A 17,512-nucleotide genomic window follows, 5' to 3' on the forward strand; every position below is an offset into this window, starting at 1 on the left:
AATTAAATGTCTAGCATAGCTTTTTTAATTGGTAGTATAAATCATTCAGGCGGTACAGAAAGAGTCACCACTTTAATTGCAAACGAACTAGCGAAAGCTAATTATGAGGTTTCTATTCTGAGCTTATGGGATGGCGATCAATCTTTCTTTGTTTTAGATAGTAAAATTAACGTTACCTCACTATTTCCACAGCAAATTTCAATGCGGAAAAATTTTTTTTCAGCAGTTTCAAAAATACGCCAATTTTGTATCAATAATAAAATAGATACCTTAATTGTTGTAGATAGTATTTCTTGTGTTTTTACTGTTCCTGCATTGTTAGGGCTGAACATAAAGCATATCTGTTGGGAACATTTTAATTTAAAAGTAAATTTAGGTTCTAAGTTTCGCGATTTAGGACGTTGGATGGCATCGAAGTGGTGTGATAAAATCGTTACATTAACAGAGCGTGATAAGAGCTTTTGGGATGAAAATTTTGGGTTGACGTCTACGAATAAAGTCATTGCGATCGCTAATCCTAGCCCCTTCTCACTACAAGATAATGTACCATCATTAGAGTATAAAAATATTTTATGTGTAGGACGGCTGACTTATCAAAAAGGTTTTGATCTGCTTATTCCTGCTTGGGCCAAGATTGCTGATACGTTAGTGGGTTGGAAAATTACGATTGTGGGCACTGGTGAAGATGAAGAAATGCTTAAACAGATGGCGATTGACTACAAGGTAGATCAATCTATTGATTTTGTTGGACAACAAAAGAATATGGATCAGTTTTATAGAAAAGCTTCTTTTTTCTGTATGAGTTCTCGGTTTGAAGGATTGCCAATGGTCTTGTTGGAAGCGCAAAGCTATGGCTTGCCAATTGTAGCATTTGATTGTGATACTGGACCTGCTGAAGTTATTGTAAATAGTAAAAATGGTTTTTTGACTAAGAAAGAAGATATTAGGTCACTTACAGAAAGCATTGTAAGTTTAGTCCATACAGATTATTTTGAAAGCTTTATTCAGGCTTCATTTGAAAAAAGTGATGGTTTTAATATTAAAAATATTATCCAGCATTGGAGTAAAGTAATTGAAGATTGATAATAATTGGAAGTTTACCTATCTTCAAGTGATTAATTTTCTGATTATTTCACTGGTTGGCATATTGTATATTCCTTTTATTACATTAATGCCAAATGATTGGTTTAGAGATAGAGATAATTATCTTATCTATGCAAATATGGCCAGTATTATTAAAGATAAGTATGAGGGTATATCGTTATATTTTAATGAGCCAATTTTTTTATTAATAAATGATAAGCTATCATTGTATTTTGATGTGGAGATAATACCACATATTTTTTCTTTTTTTTTAGTGTTTTCTTTTTTCATTGGTTTGGCTTATTATTCAAAAAATATATTAATGTTTTTTTTAGGCTTGATTTTATCAATACTTATTCCATATATGTTGCAAAGTGAGCTTGTTGTATTAAGACAAGGAATGGCTACAGGTATATTTATAATTTCATTTCTTCTAGTGAAAAATGATAAAATTATAGCAGCAGTTTTGTTTTTCTTAGCTTTTATTCACTCTATATTTTTTATATTTTTTATATTTTTTATTCTTAACTTCATATTTTTTTCGAAAATTGATTTTAAAGTTAAATTATCCCTAAATTTTATTTTAATGGCTACAGTATCAATATTTTCAATTTTATTAGCACAGTTTTTTGGTTTAAGGCAGGGGGATGAATATCAACAAAACATGGAGGTAAGTCGAGGCGGAGGCGCTTTTTTACTTTTCTTTGTTTTAGCTATATATTTATATTTATTTGGTGAGAAAAAAAATAAAAAGTTATATGAGTTTTCCTTAATTGGATTGGTGATGTTTTTAACAGCCTATTTTTTAACCCCTATTTCTGGTCGTTTATTTAATACTATTATTCCTTTTGTTTTATTTTTATTAATAAGTCGTGCTAGGTTACAAGATTATTTAATGGTTTCTATTGTTTTAATAGTTTTTTTATTCTTATTTTTAAATGGCTCTTATAATGATTTATTGGTTATACATGAGTTGGAAGCAAAAGAAGAGTTTTTAGAATATTGTAGAGATTTCTTTAGTTTATGAAAATTTTATATCTGATTACAGGTCTTGGTGGTGGTGGTGCTGAAAAAGTAGTTGTTGATCTCGCTGATCAGATGCTTAAATGTGGACATCAAGTAAAAATTGCCTATTTAAAAGGAGAGGTAGTCGTAATTCCACAAAATAAGGCAATTGATCTAGTTTATTTAGAGTTTGAATCAATAAAAAATATTAAAAAAGCATACAAAAATTATAAAAAGCTTATTCAAGTATTTCAGCCTGATGTTGTGCATGCACATATGGTACATGCAAATATTTTTGCACGTATTTCACGAAAATTTTTCTCTGTTCCAAAGCTAATTTGTACAGCTCATAGTAATAATGAGGGAGGGAAGTTAAGAATGCTGGCTTATAAATTTACACATCATCTAGCAGACCTTACAACAAATGTAAGTACATCTGCTGTTAAGAGTTTTGAGCAATTAGGTGCTGTTCCACAAGGACAAATGCAAACTATTTATAATGGGATTGATTTAAATCGATTTAAGTATGATGAATATGCAAAACAATCTTTATATCACGAATTAAATATTGAAATAGAGCATCCTTTGATTTTAGCTGTAGGGCGATTTCACGAGGCGAAAGATTATCCTAACTTATTGAAGGCATTTCAATTATTAATAAATAATAACAATATTAAAGAAATACCTTATTTAGTTATTGCTGGAGATGGTGAACTTCGTCCAATAGTAGAAAATTTAATTGAAAAACTTCAGTTGTTTAATCATGTTAAATTATTAGGTCGCCGTGATGATATTCCGACTTTAATGTCAGCTGCAGATATTTTCGTTTTATCTTCTAAATTTGAAGGCTTTGGCTTAGTTGTAGCTGAAGCGATGGCTTGTAATTGTTTTGTTATTGCAACAGATTGTGGTGGAGTGAAAGAGGTTATGGGGGGATACGGAATTTTGGTTCCACCGGAAAATTCTGAAGAATTAAGAAAAGCCATTGTTGGAGCGTTAAATAAAGATACAGAAGAGTTAATTATAAATAATACAAAGGCATTAGATTATGTTAAATCTACTTATGCATTAGATAAAATTTTAAACCAATGGATTGAAGTTTATGAAAAATAATAAAAAAATTGCATTCGTTGGTACGACAGGTTCAAGTTTTTATGGATTTAGAGCAGATTTAATTAAAACTTTAGTTGCACAAGGACACACAGTTTATGCTTTAACATCCGAATATACAGATCAATGCTTAGAGAAAATTAAAGCTTTAGGTGCAACACCGATTACTTATCAACTTAGTCGTGGCGGTTTAAATCCTTTTGCTGATATTGCCTCATTTTTGCAACTCAAGCGTATACTCAAAGAGTTACAACCTGATGTGGTTTTTTCATACTTTGCAAAACCTGTGATTTATGGTGCATTAGCTGCAAAAGCTGCAAAAATACCAATAAGTATAGGGATGCTTGAAGGTTTGGGGTATACATTTACAGACCAACCTGAGGGACAAACAACCAAAACTAAAATTATTAAAAACATACAAATTTTACTTTATAAAATCTCAGTTTCCCATTTGGATAAAATGATTTTTCTAAATCCAGATGACCAGAAGGACCTAATTCAAAAATATAGAATAGAAGTTCCACAAGTACATATTTTAGGTGGAATAGGTCTGAATCTAAAAGACTATCAGTATGTTGTTGCAAAAAATGACCCGATTCGATTTTTATTCATTGGTCGATTGTTGAAAGAAAAAGGGGTATTTGAACTTATTCAAGCAATTCGAATTGTAAAGCAAAAATATCCTAAAGCTCATTTTACTATTTTAGGTTCAATTGATCATGAAAATATGGGTGCCTTAAAACAAGAACAATTAGATCACTTCATTAAAGAAAAACTATTTGAATATCCTGGTTATGTAACAAATGTAAATCAATGGATAACAGACTCTAGTGTATTTGTGTTGCCATCATATAGAGAAGGAGTACCACGTAGTACGCAAGAAGCAATGGCAATAGGTCGCCCAGTCATTACAACAGACGTACCTGGTTGTCGTGAAACTGTATTAGATGGTGTCAACGGTTTTCTTATTCCGAGATGGGATGCGGAAGCATTAGCAGAAAAAATGTGTTATTTTATAGAAAACCCTGATCAGGTAAATATAATGGGTTTAGAGAGTTATAAAATAGCTCAAGAAAAATTTGATGCAGATAAAGTAAATTCCAAACTTATAGAGATTATGGGTTTAAAGGAACCAAATGAAAAGACTAATTGATATTATTATTTCTTTGATGGCATTAATCATTTTGTCACCTATTTTTTTATTGGTTGCAAATAAAGTTCGTCAGAACTTAGGTTCTCCTATCTTTTTCTATCAAGAACGTCCAGGTAGAAATGGGAAATTATTTAAAATGATTAAATTCCGCTCCATGAAAGATGCATTTGATAAAGATGGTAATCCCTTACCTGATGATCAACGCATTACGCCTTTTGGACAGAAACTACGCTCAACGAGTTTGGATGAGATGCCGCAGCTCATTAATGTTTTAAAAGGTGATATGAGTATTGTTGGTCCGCGCCCACAAATGAAAGAGTTTTTAGATCACTATACACCACATCAAATGCGTCGCCATGAAGTAAAACCTGGAATGACTGGATTGGCACAAGTGAGTGGGCGAAATAACTTATCTTGGGAAGAAAAGTTTGATCTAGATGTTGAGTATGTAGAGAGGCAGTCAACATTATTGGATTTTAAAATTATGTTTAAAACAGTAGAAGTTATGCTGAAGAAAGAGGGAATTAATGCACCTGATCAGCAAGTGGGTGCTGAACGTTTTTCTGGTAGTAATAGTTCTTCAAATTCAAAACCGCATTCTCACCAATAAGTTCAAGTGTCAGTAAATTAAGTTATGATCAAAAAAGCAATTCTTCCTGTGGCAGGTTTAGGTACGCGTTTTTTACCTGCAAGCAAATCTATTCCTAAAGAAATGGTGACAGTAGTTGATCGTCCAGCCATAGAATATGTGGTCAAAGAGGCAGTTGCTGCTGGGATCGAACAAATTATTTTGGTAACACATTCATCAAAAGCGTCTATTGAAAATTATTTTGACCGTAATTTTGAGTTAGAAACCACTTTAGAAAACAAAAAAAAATATGATTTACTTAAAGAAATTACAGATATCTTACCTAAAAATGTCAGTGTGGTGAGTGTACGGCAACCTCAACCGCTAGGTTTAGGGCATGCAGTACTGTGTGCTAAAAATATTGTTGGAAATGAAGCTTTTGCGGTATTGCTACCTGATGTATTGGTAAAAGATACAGACGATAAAAATGATTTATCTTTAATGATTCAACGTTTTGAAGCCTCTCATGCTGCGCAAATTATGGTTGAAGCAGTGCCCGATCATTTAGTAGATCAATACGGAATTGTAGATGTTGCTCAATCACCCAATGAAGGTGAAAGCATTGTAATGCAAGGGATTGTTGAGAAACCTGCGGTAGGCACTGCACCTTCAAATTTATCTGTTGTAGGTCGTTATGTTTTGCCTGCTGAGATTATGCAGCTTTTAGAAAATACACCAAAAGGTGCAGGTAATGAAATTCAGCTGACAGATGCAATTGCTGCATTACAAAATACAGCAACCGTTGAAGCCTATCGTATGAAAGGTCAAACTTTTGACTGCGGTAGCAAAATTGGCTATTTAAAAGCAGTTTTACATTATGGTGTGGAACATCCAAAGTTAGGTGCTGAATTTAAACAGCTGATTCAAGAATTAAAGCTATAAATATTTAAAAACTCAGGTGAGCAATGAAAATTAGTGTTTTTGGTACGACTTTACAAGCAGGCGTACTGGCAGGTTTGATGGCGGAATTTGGACATCAAGTTTCGTGGTGCTTAAACTCACAAAAAACACTGAATTATCAGGATGAGCAAGTCAATCAATTGATCGAATGCCAAGTTCAACTTGGTTTTTTAAGAATACTTGCGTTTGACCAACTTAGTCTAGATCAAGATGTTTATTTATTTTCATTTACTCCTACAGAAGTAGATATTGCTTTAGAAATTGCAAAAAAGATCCATCTTTCAGCACTAATTCATCCTAAGTTGATGATTAATGGTTCAACATTTGGCTTGCAGGGCACTCAACAATTAAAAAACATTTTATTGAATGACCATTGGGCGTATTTACCTGATGTGATTCAAGAAGGCAATGCAGTCCAAAGCTTTACCGCACTTAAACAGGTCATTGTCGGCGTAGATCAAATTGAAACACAACAATTGATGAGCGAATTACTACGTCCAATTTTTCAAGCTAAACATCAATTCTTGTTTATGCCAATTTTAGATGCAGAATTTACCAAACTAAGCATCTCGGGTATGTTGGCGACACGCATTAGTTTTATGAATGATTTGGCTGCTGTTTCAGAAAAATTAGGTATAGATATTAGTAATGTGCGTCAGGGTTTAGCTGCTGATAGTCGGATTGGTGCAACTTATTTATCCCCAGGTACAGGCTTTGGTGGTGAAAACTTTTCACATGATATTTTGACTTTATCCAATACGGTGTCTGATACAGGTGTACGTAGTCATTTGTTAGAACAAGTGTGGAATATTAATGAGCAGCAAAAAGAAGTTTTATTTAGAAAGTTATGGAATTATTATCATAGTCATTTAAAAGGTAAAACTGTGGCGATTTGGGGTGCTTCTTTTAAAGAAAATACTTCAAGTATTCAAAATGCACCGATTCATGTGATGCTACAAGCTTTATGGGCGCAAGGTGTTACTGTGCAATTACATGACCCCCAAGCCTTAAAAGAAATTGAAAATATATATGGAACTCGCGCTGATTTAATTTTATGTCGTGATCAATATCAAGCCGTTGAAAATGCGGATGCACTTTGTTTGATGACAGCATGGGCGCAATACTGGAGTCCAGATTATGCACAACTTAAGCAGAAAATGCGGCATCCTTTAATTTTAGATGGTCGTAATATTTACGATCCCGTATATGTCAAAGCTCAAGGTTTTGCATATCAAGGAGTGGGTCGTTCATGAGTAATATTGAGCAATTTCCTTTGCAAGCAGATGTTGGACAGCAATTAAAGCTATTGGCTGCGTTACAAAAAAATATTCACTTGAATGAGTTATTTGCAAGTGAAAAGAATCGTTTTGAACAGTATTCCGTACAATGTCAAGATCTCACCTTTGATTTTAGTAAACATCGTATTGATCAAGCTGTACTTCAGACGCTGATTCAATTTGCGAAATCTAAAGATTTAGGTCAATGGATCGAACGTTTATTCTCCGAAGAACAGATTAACTATACGGAACAACGTGCAGCGATGCATTGGGCGTTACGTCAGCCGATACAAAATCATCATCATGTTGTGAAAGCGGTACATGAACAACTAGAGCGAATGTATGCTTTGGTTGAAAAAATCCATGCAGGGCAATATCGTGGTGTGACAGGTGAAGTCATTCAAGATGTGGTCAATATCGGGGTTGGTGGTTCAGATTTAGGTCCCCTTATGGTGACACATGCGCTTTCAGACTATAAAGTGCATACTGCAAAGCCTTTAAATGTGCATTTTGTGTCTACGATGGATGGTAGCCAGCTTTCAGAACTATTACATCAGTTACGTCCTGAAACCACACTCTTTATTATTTCATCAAAGTCTTTTGGTACGATTGACACATTGTCGAATGCCCAAACAGTACGTCAGTGGCTTGAGAAAGCTTTGGGACAATGTGAAGGGATTTTAAAAAATCATTTCATTGGTGTGTCGACCAAACCTGAGAAAATGTCAGCGTGGGGCATTGCGCCTGACAATCAATTTTTACTTTGGGATTGGGTCGGTGGTCGCTATTCACTCTGGTCTTGTATTGGTTTGCCGATTGCTTTGACCATTGGAGTAAGTGGATTTAAGCAATTGTTGGCAGGTGCTTATGCGATGGATGAGCACTTTCAGCAGGCTGATTTTTCAGAAAATTTACCTGTGCTTATGGCTATGCTAGGTGTGTGGAATAATAATTTTTTAAATATTCAAACGCATGCCGTACTTCCTTATGATGGGCGCTTAAAATATTTTGCTGCTTATCTACAACAATTAGAAATGGAATCGAATGGTAAATCCATTCAGCGCAATAATGAAAAAGTGGAATACGACACTTGTCCAATTCTTTGGGGTGAAGTGGGTCCAAATGCACAGCATGCATTTTATCAGTTATTACATCAGGGAACGCACTCGGTCAGTTGTGATTTTATTGCTCCTGTCAATCGTTACAATGCTAATCAATTTACCTATGCGGAAAATGCGGATGCATTGGTTGAACAGCATCATTTGGCACTTTCTAATTGTTTAGCGCAATCTCGTTTATTGGCTTTTGGGAATCAGGCACTTAATCAAGAAGAGCTGTCGGATTTACCAAAATACAAACAATATGAAGGCAATCAGCCGAGTACTACGCTACTCATGAAAGAATTAAGTCCTTATAGTTTAGGGATGCTGATTGCGTTATATGAACATAAAGTTTTTGTTCAGTCTGTGATGTGGAATATTAATCCATTTGATCAGTGGGGTGTGGAAAAAGGTAAGGAAATTGCCAATCAATTACTGCCAATTTTAAATCAGCAACAGCATGATTTATCTGCCTTAGATGCATCAACACAGGGCTTGATTAAAATTCTTCTTCAAAAATAATAGAGTTTTCATTATGGCAAATATTTTAGTGACAGGCGGTGCAGGGTATATCGGTTCACATACATGTGTGGAATTACTCAATGCGGGCCATTCCGTTGTGGTATTTGATAATTTATCCAATAGTTCAGAAGAAGCATTGGTACGCGTTCAAGCACTTACGGCAAAAAGTTTAACTTTTGTTAAGGGTGATATTCGTGATGCGAATGCCTTAGATCAAGCTTTTGCGGCACATCAGATTGATGCTGTGATTCACTTTGCGGGTTTAAAGGCAGTAGGTGAAAGCCAGCAAATTCCATTGGTTTATTTTGATAATAATATTGCAGGTTCAATTAGCTTGGTACAAGCGATGCAGCGTGCCAACGTTTTTAATTTAGTCTTTAGTTCATCTGCAACGGTTTATGATGAAGCCAATATTTCACCACTCAATGAAGATATGCCTACCGGTATGCCAAGTAATAATTATGGGTATACCAAACTCATCGTTGAGCAAATGTTGCAAAAATTAGCGATTGCAGATGCACGTTGGTCAATTGCTTTGTTGCGATATTTTAATCCAGTGGGTGCACATAAGAGTGGTCGTATCGGCGAAGATCCACAAGGTATTCCAAACAATTTAATGCCTTATGTAACACAAGTGGCTGTAGGTCGTCGTGAAAAATTGTCTATTTTCGGTCAAGATTACGATACAGTCGATGGTACAGGTGTACGGGATTATATTCATGTAGTGGATTTGGCGAATGCACATTTATGTGCTTTGAATAATCGCTTAGAGGCTGTAGGTTGCCGTGCATGGAATATTGGTACAGGTAATGGTTCGTCTGTACTAGAAGTGAAAAATACTTTTGAACAAGTCAATGGTGTGGCTGTTGCATTTGAATTTGCACCACGTCGTGAAGGGGATGTTGCAACTTCTTTTGCAGACAATGCGCGTGCAGTTGCAGAGTTAGGTTGGAAGCCACAATACACACTTGAAGATATGCTTACAGACAGTTGGAATTGGCAAAAGCAAAATCCTGAAGGATATAAAATTAATGAAAACAATTGAATTAATAAAAAGTGATCTTTATAGACATAGTGCTGTCATAAATCTAAGAAGTTTTCTAATTAACTTTTTAACAAATCGCGGTTTTATTTTTATGTTTTGGTTTCGCCTATCGCAATCACCCAATAAATTAATAAGTACATTAGCTTATCCAATATGTTTTTTGAAAAATCGTAAATTTCAAATTCATATGAATCCTAAAAGTGTGAAAGTTGGATATGGATTTTATATTGGTCATGGTGGACCGCTTATTGTACACCCAAAGGTTATTATAGGTAATAATTGTAATGTATCTCAATTTACAACTATTGGCTCAATAAGTAGTGAAGCTGCAAAAATAGGTAATTGTGTATGGATTGGTCCGAATGTTGTTATTAGTAGTAAAATTAATATAGGGGATGGTGCTGTGATTGGGGCTGGGAGTATAGTCTTAAAAGATGTCGATGCAAATACCACAGTTGCTGGAAATGTTGCATTCAAAATTTCTGATAAAAATAGTGCAAGATTATTAGGTAGTATTTATCAAACTCAATAATTTTATATATTATCCTCTTAAGATAGTAATATAAAATTTTCATTTAAAGATTAGATGATTTAGAAAGATGGGGGTGCTAATGGACTACAATAAAAATATAGATGATTTTGCAGTTATTACTGTAGAGGATGTTCAAAATTTAAAAATGATTAAGCCGGCACCTTCTCAAAAAGTCTATGTGAAAAAATATCAGCAAAATTTTACATTTCAATCAAATAATAAAGAACCTGACAATGGTGTAACTGTGATTGGTAATTGGGTAATGGATACGCCAGAAAGCTATAAAGCATCATGGTTTGCATCACCTTATAGTGTTTCTTCACAAGCTATTAATTTGCAAAAAGGTTATGATTATGCGACTTTAAAGAAAAAACCTTTTATTATTGATGGTGAGTTTTTTGTAGGGGGGCGTGATCAACAATTTGATTCAGTTCAAAATGAAAAGACAGCATTAATACTGCGATCGGATTCTATTTTAAAGTTTTCTCCAAATGCAAAACTTAAAGTTATAGATAATAATTATACAAATTATAATGTTTTAGTTGCTAGGAATGTATTTAATGTACAAGTTTTAAATGCAAAACTAGTCGGTGATCGAGTGAAGCATACATATACTTCAGGTAGTACACATGAGTGGGGGTATGGGATAGCATTATATGATGGTATTAAGAATATAAAAATCATAAATCCTATTATCCAAGATATGACAGGTGATGGCATATATATTGGTAGAGAATGGGGAAGTAAAAATACTTCTCATCCTAAAAATGTTGATATTATCTCTGCTACAATAGAGCGTGTTAGACGAAATGGTATTACATTATCTGCCGGTGAAAATGTTAAGATAATAAAACCACTAATAACTGATGTATCTTTAAAATATAATAGTGTTGCACCGTCAGCAGCTATTGATATAGAGCCAGAAGAATATCAAAAATCAACTCCATCAACTTTAAAAAATTGTATAATTGATTCATTAACAACAGTTAGAGTAAGATCTCCTATTCAAGTGAATGTAAGCAAAATGGGACGGTTTATCGATGTTAATTTTATTGGTAAAACCAAATTATTAGATAGTGAATCAAGTGCTGTAATTTTTTTATATGATAAAACGAAAGAGTCTAAAAGTACTAAAGGTCGTATTATAATTGATGATTTAAATATCAAAGGGAGTCACTTTTCACCAAATTTTGCTTTAAATCAAGAAAATTTTAAGTTTATTATAAATAACTTAACAGTTGAAAAGGATATTACAATGTATATGTTGGATAATTCCACTCGAAAATATAAAGGTGTTTATATAAAAAATATTCATACGAATAAGGATGTAAAGGCTATTTATAATTTTGATTATTCAAAAATTAAGCCAATGAAACCTAATTATTATATTAATTATCCAGTTAGTCTGAAATTAAAATAATTTCTGATCTCGCTTAATTCTACTTCCATTTGAGCAATTAAAAAACTTGAATTTGGCTTAAGCAGATTTTAATTCAATAGGTTTTAAAATCTGTTGAATTCCTGAATTATATCCATTCACGAGTACCAAAGTATATAGAGTGATAGCCGAAAATATTGTAGTCAGTAATCCTATTTTTGATCTGTGACGAGTATGTTCAAGATCAAATTGACTTTTCATCAAATTGAAAGGGGCTTCAATAATTCCACGTTTTTTAATACGGCATGATCAAATGGGTCTAAAAATTGTGGTTTCATATTTCTTTTTACACGTGTAATCAGTTGAACACCTACTTCTGCAAGGCGAGCTTTCCAATTCTTACCAATATAGCCACGATCCCCAAACAACTTACCTTTGAGTTTTGAATGTTCTATTCACTCAGGTAATACCTTTCGATCATCAACATTACCTGTTGTTATACAATAAGAAACTAAACGACCAATATGATCGCAAATTAAATGAATTTTAAAGCCATAAAACCAATCTACTGAAGTTTTTCCTCGACTTGCACTGTCTGCAAATACACGATGTTGCTGAATACGTTTATTGTGGTATACAGCAAGTTTAGTTGAATCAATGAAAGCTATTCCCGATGACCGCACTTTTAAGCTTTCAATGAGCGCAAAAAAATACATTATATATTTGGCTTTTAATTTGATGAATCGACTGTAGCTAGGTAGATTTGGGAAATAAGAGCAAAGAAAAGGTTTTGTCCAATAAAGATAAAAAGTCTTGAAGTTTCGACTACCTGTTAAATGAAACTACAACAATAAAGTGATTACTTCTGATGCACGAATTTTACTTCGCCCATAAGAAAGCATATATTGTTCAATCTCGTTGCTAATATCATTAAAAAATCATCAATTAAACAAAAAGTGTTGTAAGCTGTGTATCGATAGGCATTTGAGATCATTCATTTTTTTTGTCGTGATTAAATTGTGACTTAAATGCCTATTCTTTTACAGCTTTCTTATCCCGAATTCACGTTAAAAAGAGATCAGATTGTTAAAACTCAATATATTGTATAGGTTTTAGCCTTTAATTAAATGTATTAACTCATCGACATAATCTTGCATGGGTTTAGGATCTTTATCCTTACGGCTCTCGATGTTTAAACGTAATAATGGCTCAGTATTTGAAGCACGTACATTCAAACGCCATGCACCAAAGTCCAAACTCACACCATCAGTTTGATCAATAGCAGGTTTTTGATCTGCAAAATGATCAAAGATTTTTTGAATGGTTTGCTGTGTATCTGCAACTTTAAAATTAATTTCACCACTGCATGGGAATTTTTCAATCATATCTTCAACGAGAGTTGATAAAGACTGTCCAGTTTCAGAAACGACTGAAATTGCCAATAGCCAAGGAATCATGCCACTATCACAATAGGCAAAATCACGGAAATAATGGTGGGCGCTCATTTCACCGCCATAAACAGCATTATGTTCACGCATCACATCTTTAATAAAGGCATGTCCAGATTTAGATTGAATCGCTGTGCCTTGATATTTTTCAACAATATCAAAAGTATTCCACACTAAACGTGGATCATGCACAATTTTCTCACCAGACTGCTTGAGTAAAAATGCTTGAGCAAGTAGACCAACGATGTAATAACCTTCGATAAATTGACCTTTTTCATCAAATAAGAAGCAACGGTCAAAGTCGCCATCCCACGCAATTCCCATATCGGCTTGGTGTTCAAGTACGGCATCACGCGTACTATCACGATTTTCGATCAAGATCGGGTTAGGAATCCCGTTAGGGAAAGTACCATCTGGGTTGTTATGGATTTTGATGAATTCAACAGGAATATTGAGCTGTTTAAATTTATCTTCAATGGCATCAACCACATGACCCGCAGCACCATTCCCAGCATTCATCACCAACTTTAATGGACGAATTTTGCTTGGATCAATGTATGTCATTAAGTGTTCGATAAATTCAGGCAATATATTATATTTTTGCGTTGAGCCTTTTTTGGTCACTTCTAGAAATTGTGCTGTTTCGACTAAGGCTTGAATGTCTTTTAAGCCTGTATCTGCACTGATTGGGCGTGCATTTTCACGAACCAATTTCATGCCATTATAATCCATTGGGTTATGGCTGGCAGTGACTTCAATGCCACCTTGTACATCTAAATGAAAAGCACCGAAGTAAACCTCTTCTGTACCTGTCATACCCAAATCAAGCACATTCACACCAGCATCATTTAAGCCACGAATAGTGGCTTGTTTAAGTTCCTCACTGGTTAATCGGACATCACAACCTACCACAACGGTTTTAGGTTGATATATTTGTCCATAGGCACGACCAATTTTATAAGCAATATCATTATTGAGTTCTGTACCAAGTTTGCCACGAATATCATAGGCTTTGAAGCAAGTAAGTTGGCTCATATTTTCTCTCATTTGATAAAGAAAAGGCTGGTGTACGCCCAGCCTGTATCAGAGTAATTTTTCAGTATTTCTCAATTATTCCACAGTTACTGATTTTGCCAAGTTACGTGGTTGGTCTACATCTGTACCACGTAGTACTGCAACATGGTAAGACAAGAGTTGTACAGGAATACTATACACAATTGGTGCTAACCAGTTATTTGTGGTTGGAATATGTACCACATGTTGGCGGTCTTTTTCTGAGATACCGCTATTTTCATCAGCAAAAACGAAGAGCTCACCACCACGTGCTTGAACTTCTTCCATATTCGATTTTAACTTATCCAACATGTCATCATTCGGTGCAAGAATAACAACCGGCATATCATTATCAACTAGCGCTAATGGTCCATGCTTAAGCTCACCAGCCGCATAACCTTCTGCATGAATATATGAAATTTCTTTCAGTTTTAAAGCGCCTTCAAGTGCGATCGGAAACTCTGTGCCACGACCTAAGAATAAACAATGCTGTTTTTCTTTGAACAGTTCAGACAAACGTAAAATAGCCTTATCACCTTGTAAGGTATCTAAAATTACTTTTGGTGTATGCCATAAAGCAGTAGTAATTTCAGCCAGATTCTCAGCAGAAAGCGTTTGTTTAATTTGTCCTACTTTTAAAATTAATAACATCAATGCAGCAAGTTGAGTGGTAAATGCTTTGGTTGAGGCAACGCCAATCTCAGGACCCGCAAGAGTCAATAAATGATGATCTGTTTCACGTACCATAGACGATGTTGCAACGTTACAAATAGTCATGGTGCTGATTGTTAAGTTTTTAGCAGCCGCACGTTTTTGGGTATCACGTAATGCTGCCAAAGTATCCGCAGTTTCACCAGATTGTGAAATACAGACATAAAGTGTATTGCCTACGATCACAGGGGAGCGATAACGGAACTCACTGGCAATTTCAACTTGGCAAGGCAAATCAATCAGTTGTTCAAACCAATATTTAGCGATCATGCCTGCGTGGTAACTGGTACCACACGCAATGATTTGGACTTGTTGAATGGTATTAAAATCTGCTTCCGCACTTTTTAAGAAATCATCACGTAAAGCATTGCCATTCAGTGCTTGAGAAATGGTTTGTTGAATCGCTTCAGGTTGCTCATAGATTTCTTTGAGCATGTAGTGCTTATATTCACCTTTAGAGGCATTGCTGACGGCTGCATCAAGCTCTTTGACAGGGCGTTCAACCAATTGACCATTCACAAAAACTTCAATACTGTCACGTGTTAAGCGTGCAATATCACCTTCTTCAAGGTACATAAAGCGATTGGTAATTGGAAGAAGAGCCAATTGGTCAGAACTGATAAAGTTTTCACCAATTCCCACCCCGATCACAAGAGGAGAGCCTTCACGGACTGTAATTAGTTCATCAGGGTGTGCAGTGTGTACAATGCCAAGTGCATAGGCACCTTTAAGCTGCGGTACAATACTTTCTACGGCTTTTAATAGATCTGGTGTGGTTTTTAAAGCTTCATGGACTAAATGAGCAACCACTTCCGTATCAGTCTGTGAAGTAAATACATAACCTAAAGCTTGTAGTTGTTCTTTAAGTTCTTGATAATTTTCAATAATACCATTGTGAACCACGGCAACATCACCTGAAATATGCGGATGTGCATTATTTTCAGTCGGTTTACCATGTGTCGCCCAACGTGTATGTGCAATCCCAAGTGAACCGATAATATCTGCTTCAGTCACGGCTTGCTCAAGGTTTGCAACTTTACCTACACGACGTTCACGTAAAATCTGACCACGATCAACCAGTGCGACACCAGCTGAGTCATAACCACGATATTCTAGACGCTTTAAGCCTTCGATTAAAATATTTGTAATGCTACGTTCAGCAACGCCACCAACAATACCACACATAGTTATATCCTCTTATTTATTGACCTTTTGGGGACGTTGATAATTTTCTTTAGATACTTGTTTCGCACGTTCAAATGCAAGCGCATTATCTGCAACATCATGGGTAATGACTGAACCTGCACCAGTGGTTGCGCCATTGCCAATTTTCACGGGAGCAACCAATGAGTTGTTGGTGCCTACAAAGGCATTGTCACCGATAATGGTTTTATGTTTGTTGGCACCATCATAATTACAAGTAATGGTTCCTGCACCAATATTCGATTCTGCACCGATTTCAGCATCGCCTAAGTAAGCAAAATGATTGGCTTTTGATGCAAAACCGATTGAGGTATTTTTAACTTCGACAAAGTTGCCAATATGGACGTCATTGCTTAGTTTTGCACCTGGGCGTAAACGTGCGAATGGTCCAATTTGTACATTTTCACCAACAATGGCATTATCAAAAACGCTATAAGGTTGAACTTTTGTGCCTGCCGCAATCTTAGTATTTTTAATAATACAACCTGCACCAATTTCTACATTGTCACCAAACGCACAGTCACCTTCGATAATGACATTGATATCAATACGAACGTCATTGCCTACCGTCAATTTGCCACGCAAATCAAAACGTGCAGGATCAATCAAATGCACACCTTGTTGCATCAATTGCTTGGCTTGATAGTTTTGAAATTCACGTTCTAACGCAGCCAGTTGTACGCGATCATTCACCCCTTCAACCTCAAAAGCCAATTCAGGTTGTATCGAAGCAATCTCTAAACCATCTGCCAAAGCCATTGCAACGATATCAGTTAGGTAATATTCACCTTGTGCATTATCATTGCTGAGTTTTGGTAACCATTCATGTAGTTTTGCATTGCTAACACAGTAAATCCCTGTGTTAATTTCTTTGATTTGACGTTGTTCTTCAGTGGCATCTTTATGTTCAACGATGGCTTGGATTTTTCCATCTTTACGCACGATACGCCCATAACCTGTAGCGTCGTCTAAGGTTAAAGTTGCCAAACCAATGCCTGTCGTATTTGAGGCATCGATTAATTTTTGTAGGGTACTTTGTTGAACGCAAGGTACATCACCTGACAAAATTAAAGACATGCCTTGTTGTGGAAGTACAGGTAAAGTAACTTTGACCGCATGTCCTGTGCCGAGTTGTTCAGTTTGCTCAACCCATTGGATATTTTCTGTAGTAAATGCATCTTGGACTAAATCACCGCCGTGTCCAAAAATTGTAATTATATTTTTTGCTTGTAATTGTTTTGCTGTTTCAATCACATGGCCAAGTAATGGATGTCCTGCTAAAGGTTGTAATACTTTGGGTAAGCGAGAACGCATTCGGGTTCCTTTACCTGCAGCAAGAATGATTACAGTCGTAGACATATAAC

The 17,512-nt window shown here is 35.3% G+C and carries 14 protein-coding genes and 1 pseudogene; 11 read left to right on the top strand and 4 right to left on the bottom strand.

Translation table 11 applies throughout. The features are described 5' to 3' along the window. Window positions 1-6 precede the first annotated feature (6 nt). The 11 genes from HUS24_RS10830 to HUS24_RS10880 all read left to right on the top strand — a co-directional run bounded on the left by HUS24_RS10830 (window position 7) and on the right by HUS24_RS10880 (window position 11,775). Window positions 7-1,083: a glycosyltransferase family 4 protein gene (locus HUS24_RS10830; protein ID WP_173912023.1), complete on the top strand. Its 1,077-nt coding sequence runs from the start codon at window positions 7-9 to the stop codon at window positions 1,081-1,083. Beyond that, entirely contained in the window at window positions 1,073-2,110 is a 1,038-nt protein-coding gene (locus HUS24_RS10835) for an EpsG family protein (RefSeq protein WP_173912024.1), read from the top strand. Before HUS24_RS10830 ends, HUS24_RS10835 begins: the two co-directional genes overlap by 11 nt. Continuing rightward, window positions 2,107-3,201, top strand: coding sequence for a glycosyltransferase (locus HUS24_RS10840; protein ID WP_173912025.1), 1,095 nt, complete (start codon window positions 2,107-2,109; stop codon window positions 3,199-3,201). Before HUS24_RS10835 ends, HUS24_RS10840 begins: the two co-directional genes overlap by 4 nt. Next, window positions 3,191-4,351 carry a glycosyltransferase family 4 protein gene (locus tag HUS24_RS10845; protein WP_173912026.1) on the top strand — a complete coding sequence of 387 codons (1,161 nt, stop codon included), beginning with the start codon at window positions 3,191-3,193 and terminating at the stop codon, window positions 4,349-4,351. The genes HUS24_RS10840 and HUS24_RS10845 overlap by 11 nt, the downstream gene beginning before the upstream one ends. Continuing rightward, window positions 4,335-4,961 (top strand): sugar transferase, encoded by a 627-nt coding sequence (locus HUS24_RS10850; RefSeq protein WP_173912027.1) that lies wholly within the window; start codon window positions 4,335-4,337, stop codon window positions 4,959-4,961. The genes HUS24_RS10845 and HUS24_RS10850 overlap by 17 nt, the downstream gene beginning before the upstream one ends. A 24-nt stretch (window positions 4,962-4,985) precedes the next feature. Then, window positions 4,986-5,861 carry a UTP--glucose-1-phosphate uridylyltransferase GalU gene (gene galU, locus HUS24_RS10855; protein WP_173912028.1) on the top strand — a complete coding sequence of 292 codons (876 nt, stop codon included), beginning with the start codon at window positions 4,986-4,988 and terminating at the stop codon, window positions 5,859-5,861. 23 nt (window positions 5,862-5,884) lie between these two features. Then, a complete protein-coding gene (locus HUS24_RS10860) occupies window positions 5,885-7,132 on the top strand; it encodes a nucleotide sugar dehydrogenase (RefSeq protein ID WP_173912029.1) in 1,248 nt (415 codons plus the stop codon). Continuing rightward, window positions 7,129-8,778, top strand: coding sequence for a glucose-6-phosphate isomerase (pgi, locus tag HUS24_RS10865; RefSeq protein ID WP_173912030.1), 1,650 nt, complete (start codon window positions 7,129-7,131; stop codon window positions 8,776-8,778). Before HUS24_RS10860 ends, pgi begins: the two co-directional genes overlap by 4 nt. A 13-nt stretch (window positions 8,779-8,791) precedes the next feature. Then, complete coding sequence (gene galE, locus HUS24_RS10870; RefSeq protein ID WP_173912031.1) at window positions 8,792-9,823, top strand: UDP-glucose 4-epimerase GalE; 1,032 nt, start codon at window positions 8,792-8,794, stop codon at window positions 9,821-9,823. Continuing rightward, a complete protein-coding gene (locus HUS24_RS17135; protein ID WP_173912032.1) occupies window positions 9,810-10,355 on the top strand; it encodes a serine O-acetyltransferase in 546 nt (181 codons plus the stop codon). The genes galE and HUS24_RS17135 overlap by 14 nt, the downstream gene beginning before the upstream one ends. A 79-nt stretch (window positions 10,356-10,434) precedes the next feature. Beyond that, a complete protein-coding gene (locus HUS24_RS10880) occupies window positions 10,435-11,775 on the top strand; it encodes a hypothetical protein (protein WP_173912033.1) in 1,341 nt (446 codons plus the stop codon). Between the two features lie 57 nt (window positions 11,776-11,832). On the opposite strand, the pseudogene HUS24_RS10885 reads toward HUS24_RS10880, so the two are convergent. The 4 genes and pseudogenes from HUS24_RS10885 to glmU all read right to left on the bottom strand — a co-directional run bounded on the left by HUS24_RS10885 (window position 11,833) and on the right by glmU (window position 17,507). Next, window positions 11,833-12,717 (bottom strand): annotated as a pseudogene (locus HUS24_RS10885) (IS982 family transposase). A 128-nt stretch (window positions 12,718-12,845) separates the two neighbouring features. Further along, entirely contained in the window at window positions 12,846-14,216 is a 1,371-nt protein-coding gene (locus HUS24_RS10890) for a phosphomannomutase CpsG (RefSeq protein WP_173912034.1), read from the bottom strand. A 75-nt stretch (window positions 14,217-14,291) separates the two neighbouring features. Beyond that, window positions 14,292-16,130: a glutamine--fructose-6-phosphate transaminase (isomerizing) gene (glmS, locus tag HUS24_RS10895; protein WP_173912035.1), complete on the bottom strand. Its 1,839-nt coding sequence runs from the start codon at window positions 16,128-16,130 to the stop codon at window positions 14,292-14,294. A gap of 12 nt (window positions 16,131-16,142) precedes the next feature. Continuing rightward, the gene (gene glmU, locus HUS24_RS10900; RefSeq protein WP_173912036.1) at window positions 16,143-17,507 is read right to left on the bottom strand and encodes a bifunctional UDP-N-acetylglucosamine diphosphorylase/glucosamine-1-phosphate N-acetyltransferase GlmU; all 1,365 of its coding nucleotides are present in this window, start codon (window positions 17,505-17,507) and stop codon (window positions 16,143-16,145) included. Window positions 17,508-17,512 lie beyond the last annotated feature (5 nt).

Origin of the sequence: Acinetobacter sp. Marseille-Q1618 (assembly GCF_902809855.1) — a bacterium.
GTDB lineage: Bacteria > Pseudomonadota > Gammaproteobacteria > Pseudomonadales > Moraxellaceae > Acinetobacter.

Coding starts and splice junctions, on each gene's coding strand:
- HUS24_RS10830 (WP_173912023.1), top strand. CDS start 7: ATGTCTAGCATAGCTTTTTTAATTGGTAGTATAAATCATTCAGGCGGT.
- HUS24_RS10840 (WP_173912025.1), top strand. CDS start 2,107: ATGAAAATTTTATATCTGATTACAGGTCTTGGTGGTGGTGGTGCTGAA.
- HUS24_RS10845 (WP_173912026.1), top strand. CDS start 3,191: ATGAAAAATAATAAAAAAATTGCATTCGTTGGTACGACAGGTTCAAGT.
- HUS24_RS10850 (WP_173912027.1), top strand. CDS start 4,335: ATGAAAAGACTAATTGATATTATTATTTCTTTGATGGCATTAATCATT.
- galU (WP_173912028.1), top strand. CDS start 4,986: ATGATCAAAAAAGCAATTCTTCCTGTGGCAGGTTTAGGTACGCGTTTT.
- HUS24_RS10860 (WP_173912029.1), top strand. CDS start 5,885: ATGAAAATTAGTGTTTTTGGTACGACTTTACAAGCAGGCGTACTGGCA.
- pgi (WP_173912030.1), top strand. CDS start 7,129: ATGAGTAATATTGAGCAATTTCCTTTGCAAGCAGATGTTGGACAGCAA.
- galE (WP_173912031.1), top strand. CDS start 8,792: ATGGCAAATATTTTAGTGACAGGCGGTGCAGGGTATATCGGTTCACAT.
- HUS24_RS17135 (WP_173912032.1), top strand. CDS start 9,810: ATGAAAACAATTGAATTAATAAAAAGTGATCTTTATAGACATAGTGCT.
- HUS24_RS10880 (WP_173912033.1), top strand. CDS start 10,435: ATGGACTACAATAAAAATATAGATGATTTTGCAGTTATTACTGTAGAG.
- HUS24_RS10890 (WP_173912034.1), bottom strand. CDS start 14,216: ATGAGCCAACTTACTTGCTTCAAAGCCTATGATATTCGTGGCAAACTT.
- glmS (WP_173912035.1), bottom strand. CDS start 16,130: ATGTGTGGTATTGTTGGTGGCGTTGCTGAACGTAGCATTACAAATATT.
- glmU (WP_173912036.1), bottom strand. CDS start 17,507: ATGTCTACGACTGTAATCATTCTTGCTGCAGGTAAAGGAACCCGAATG.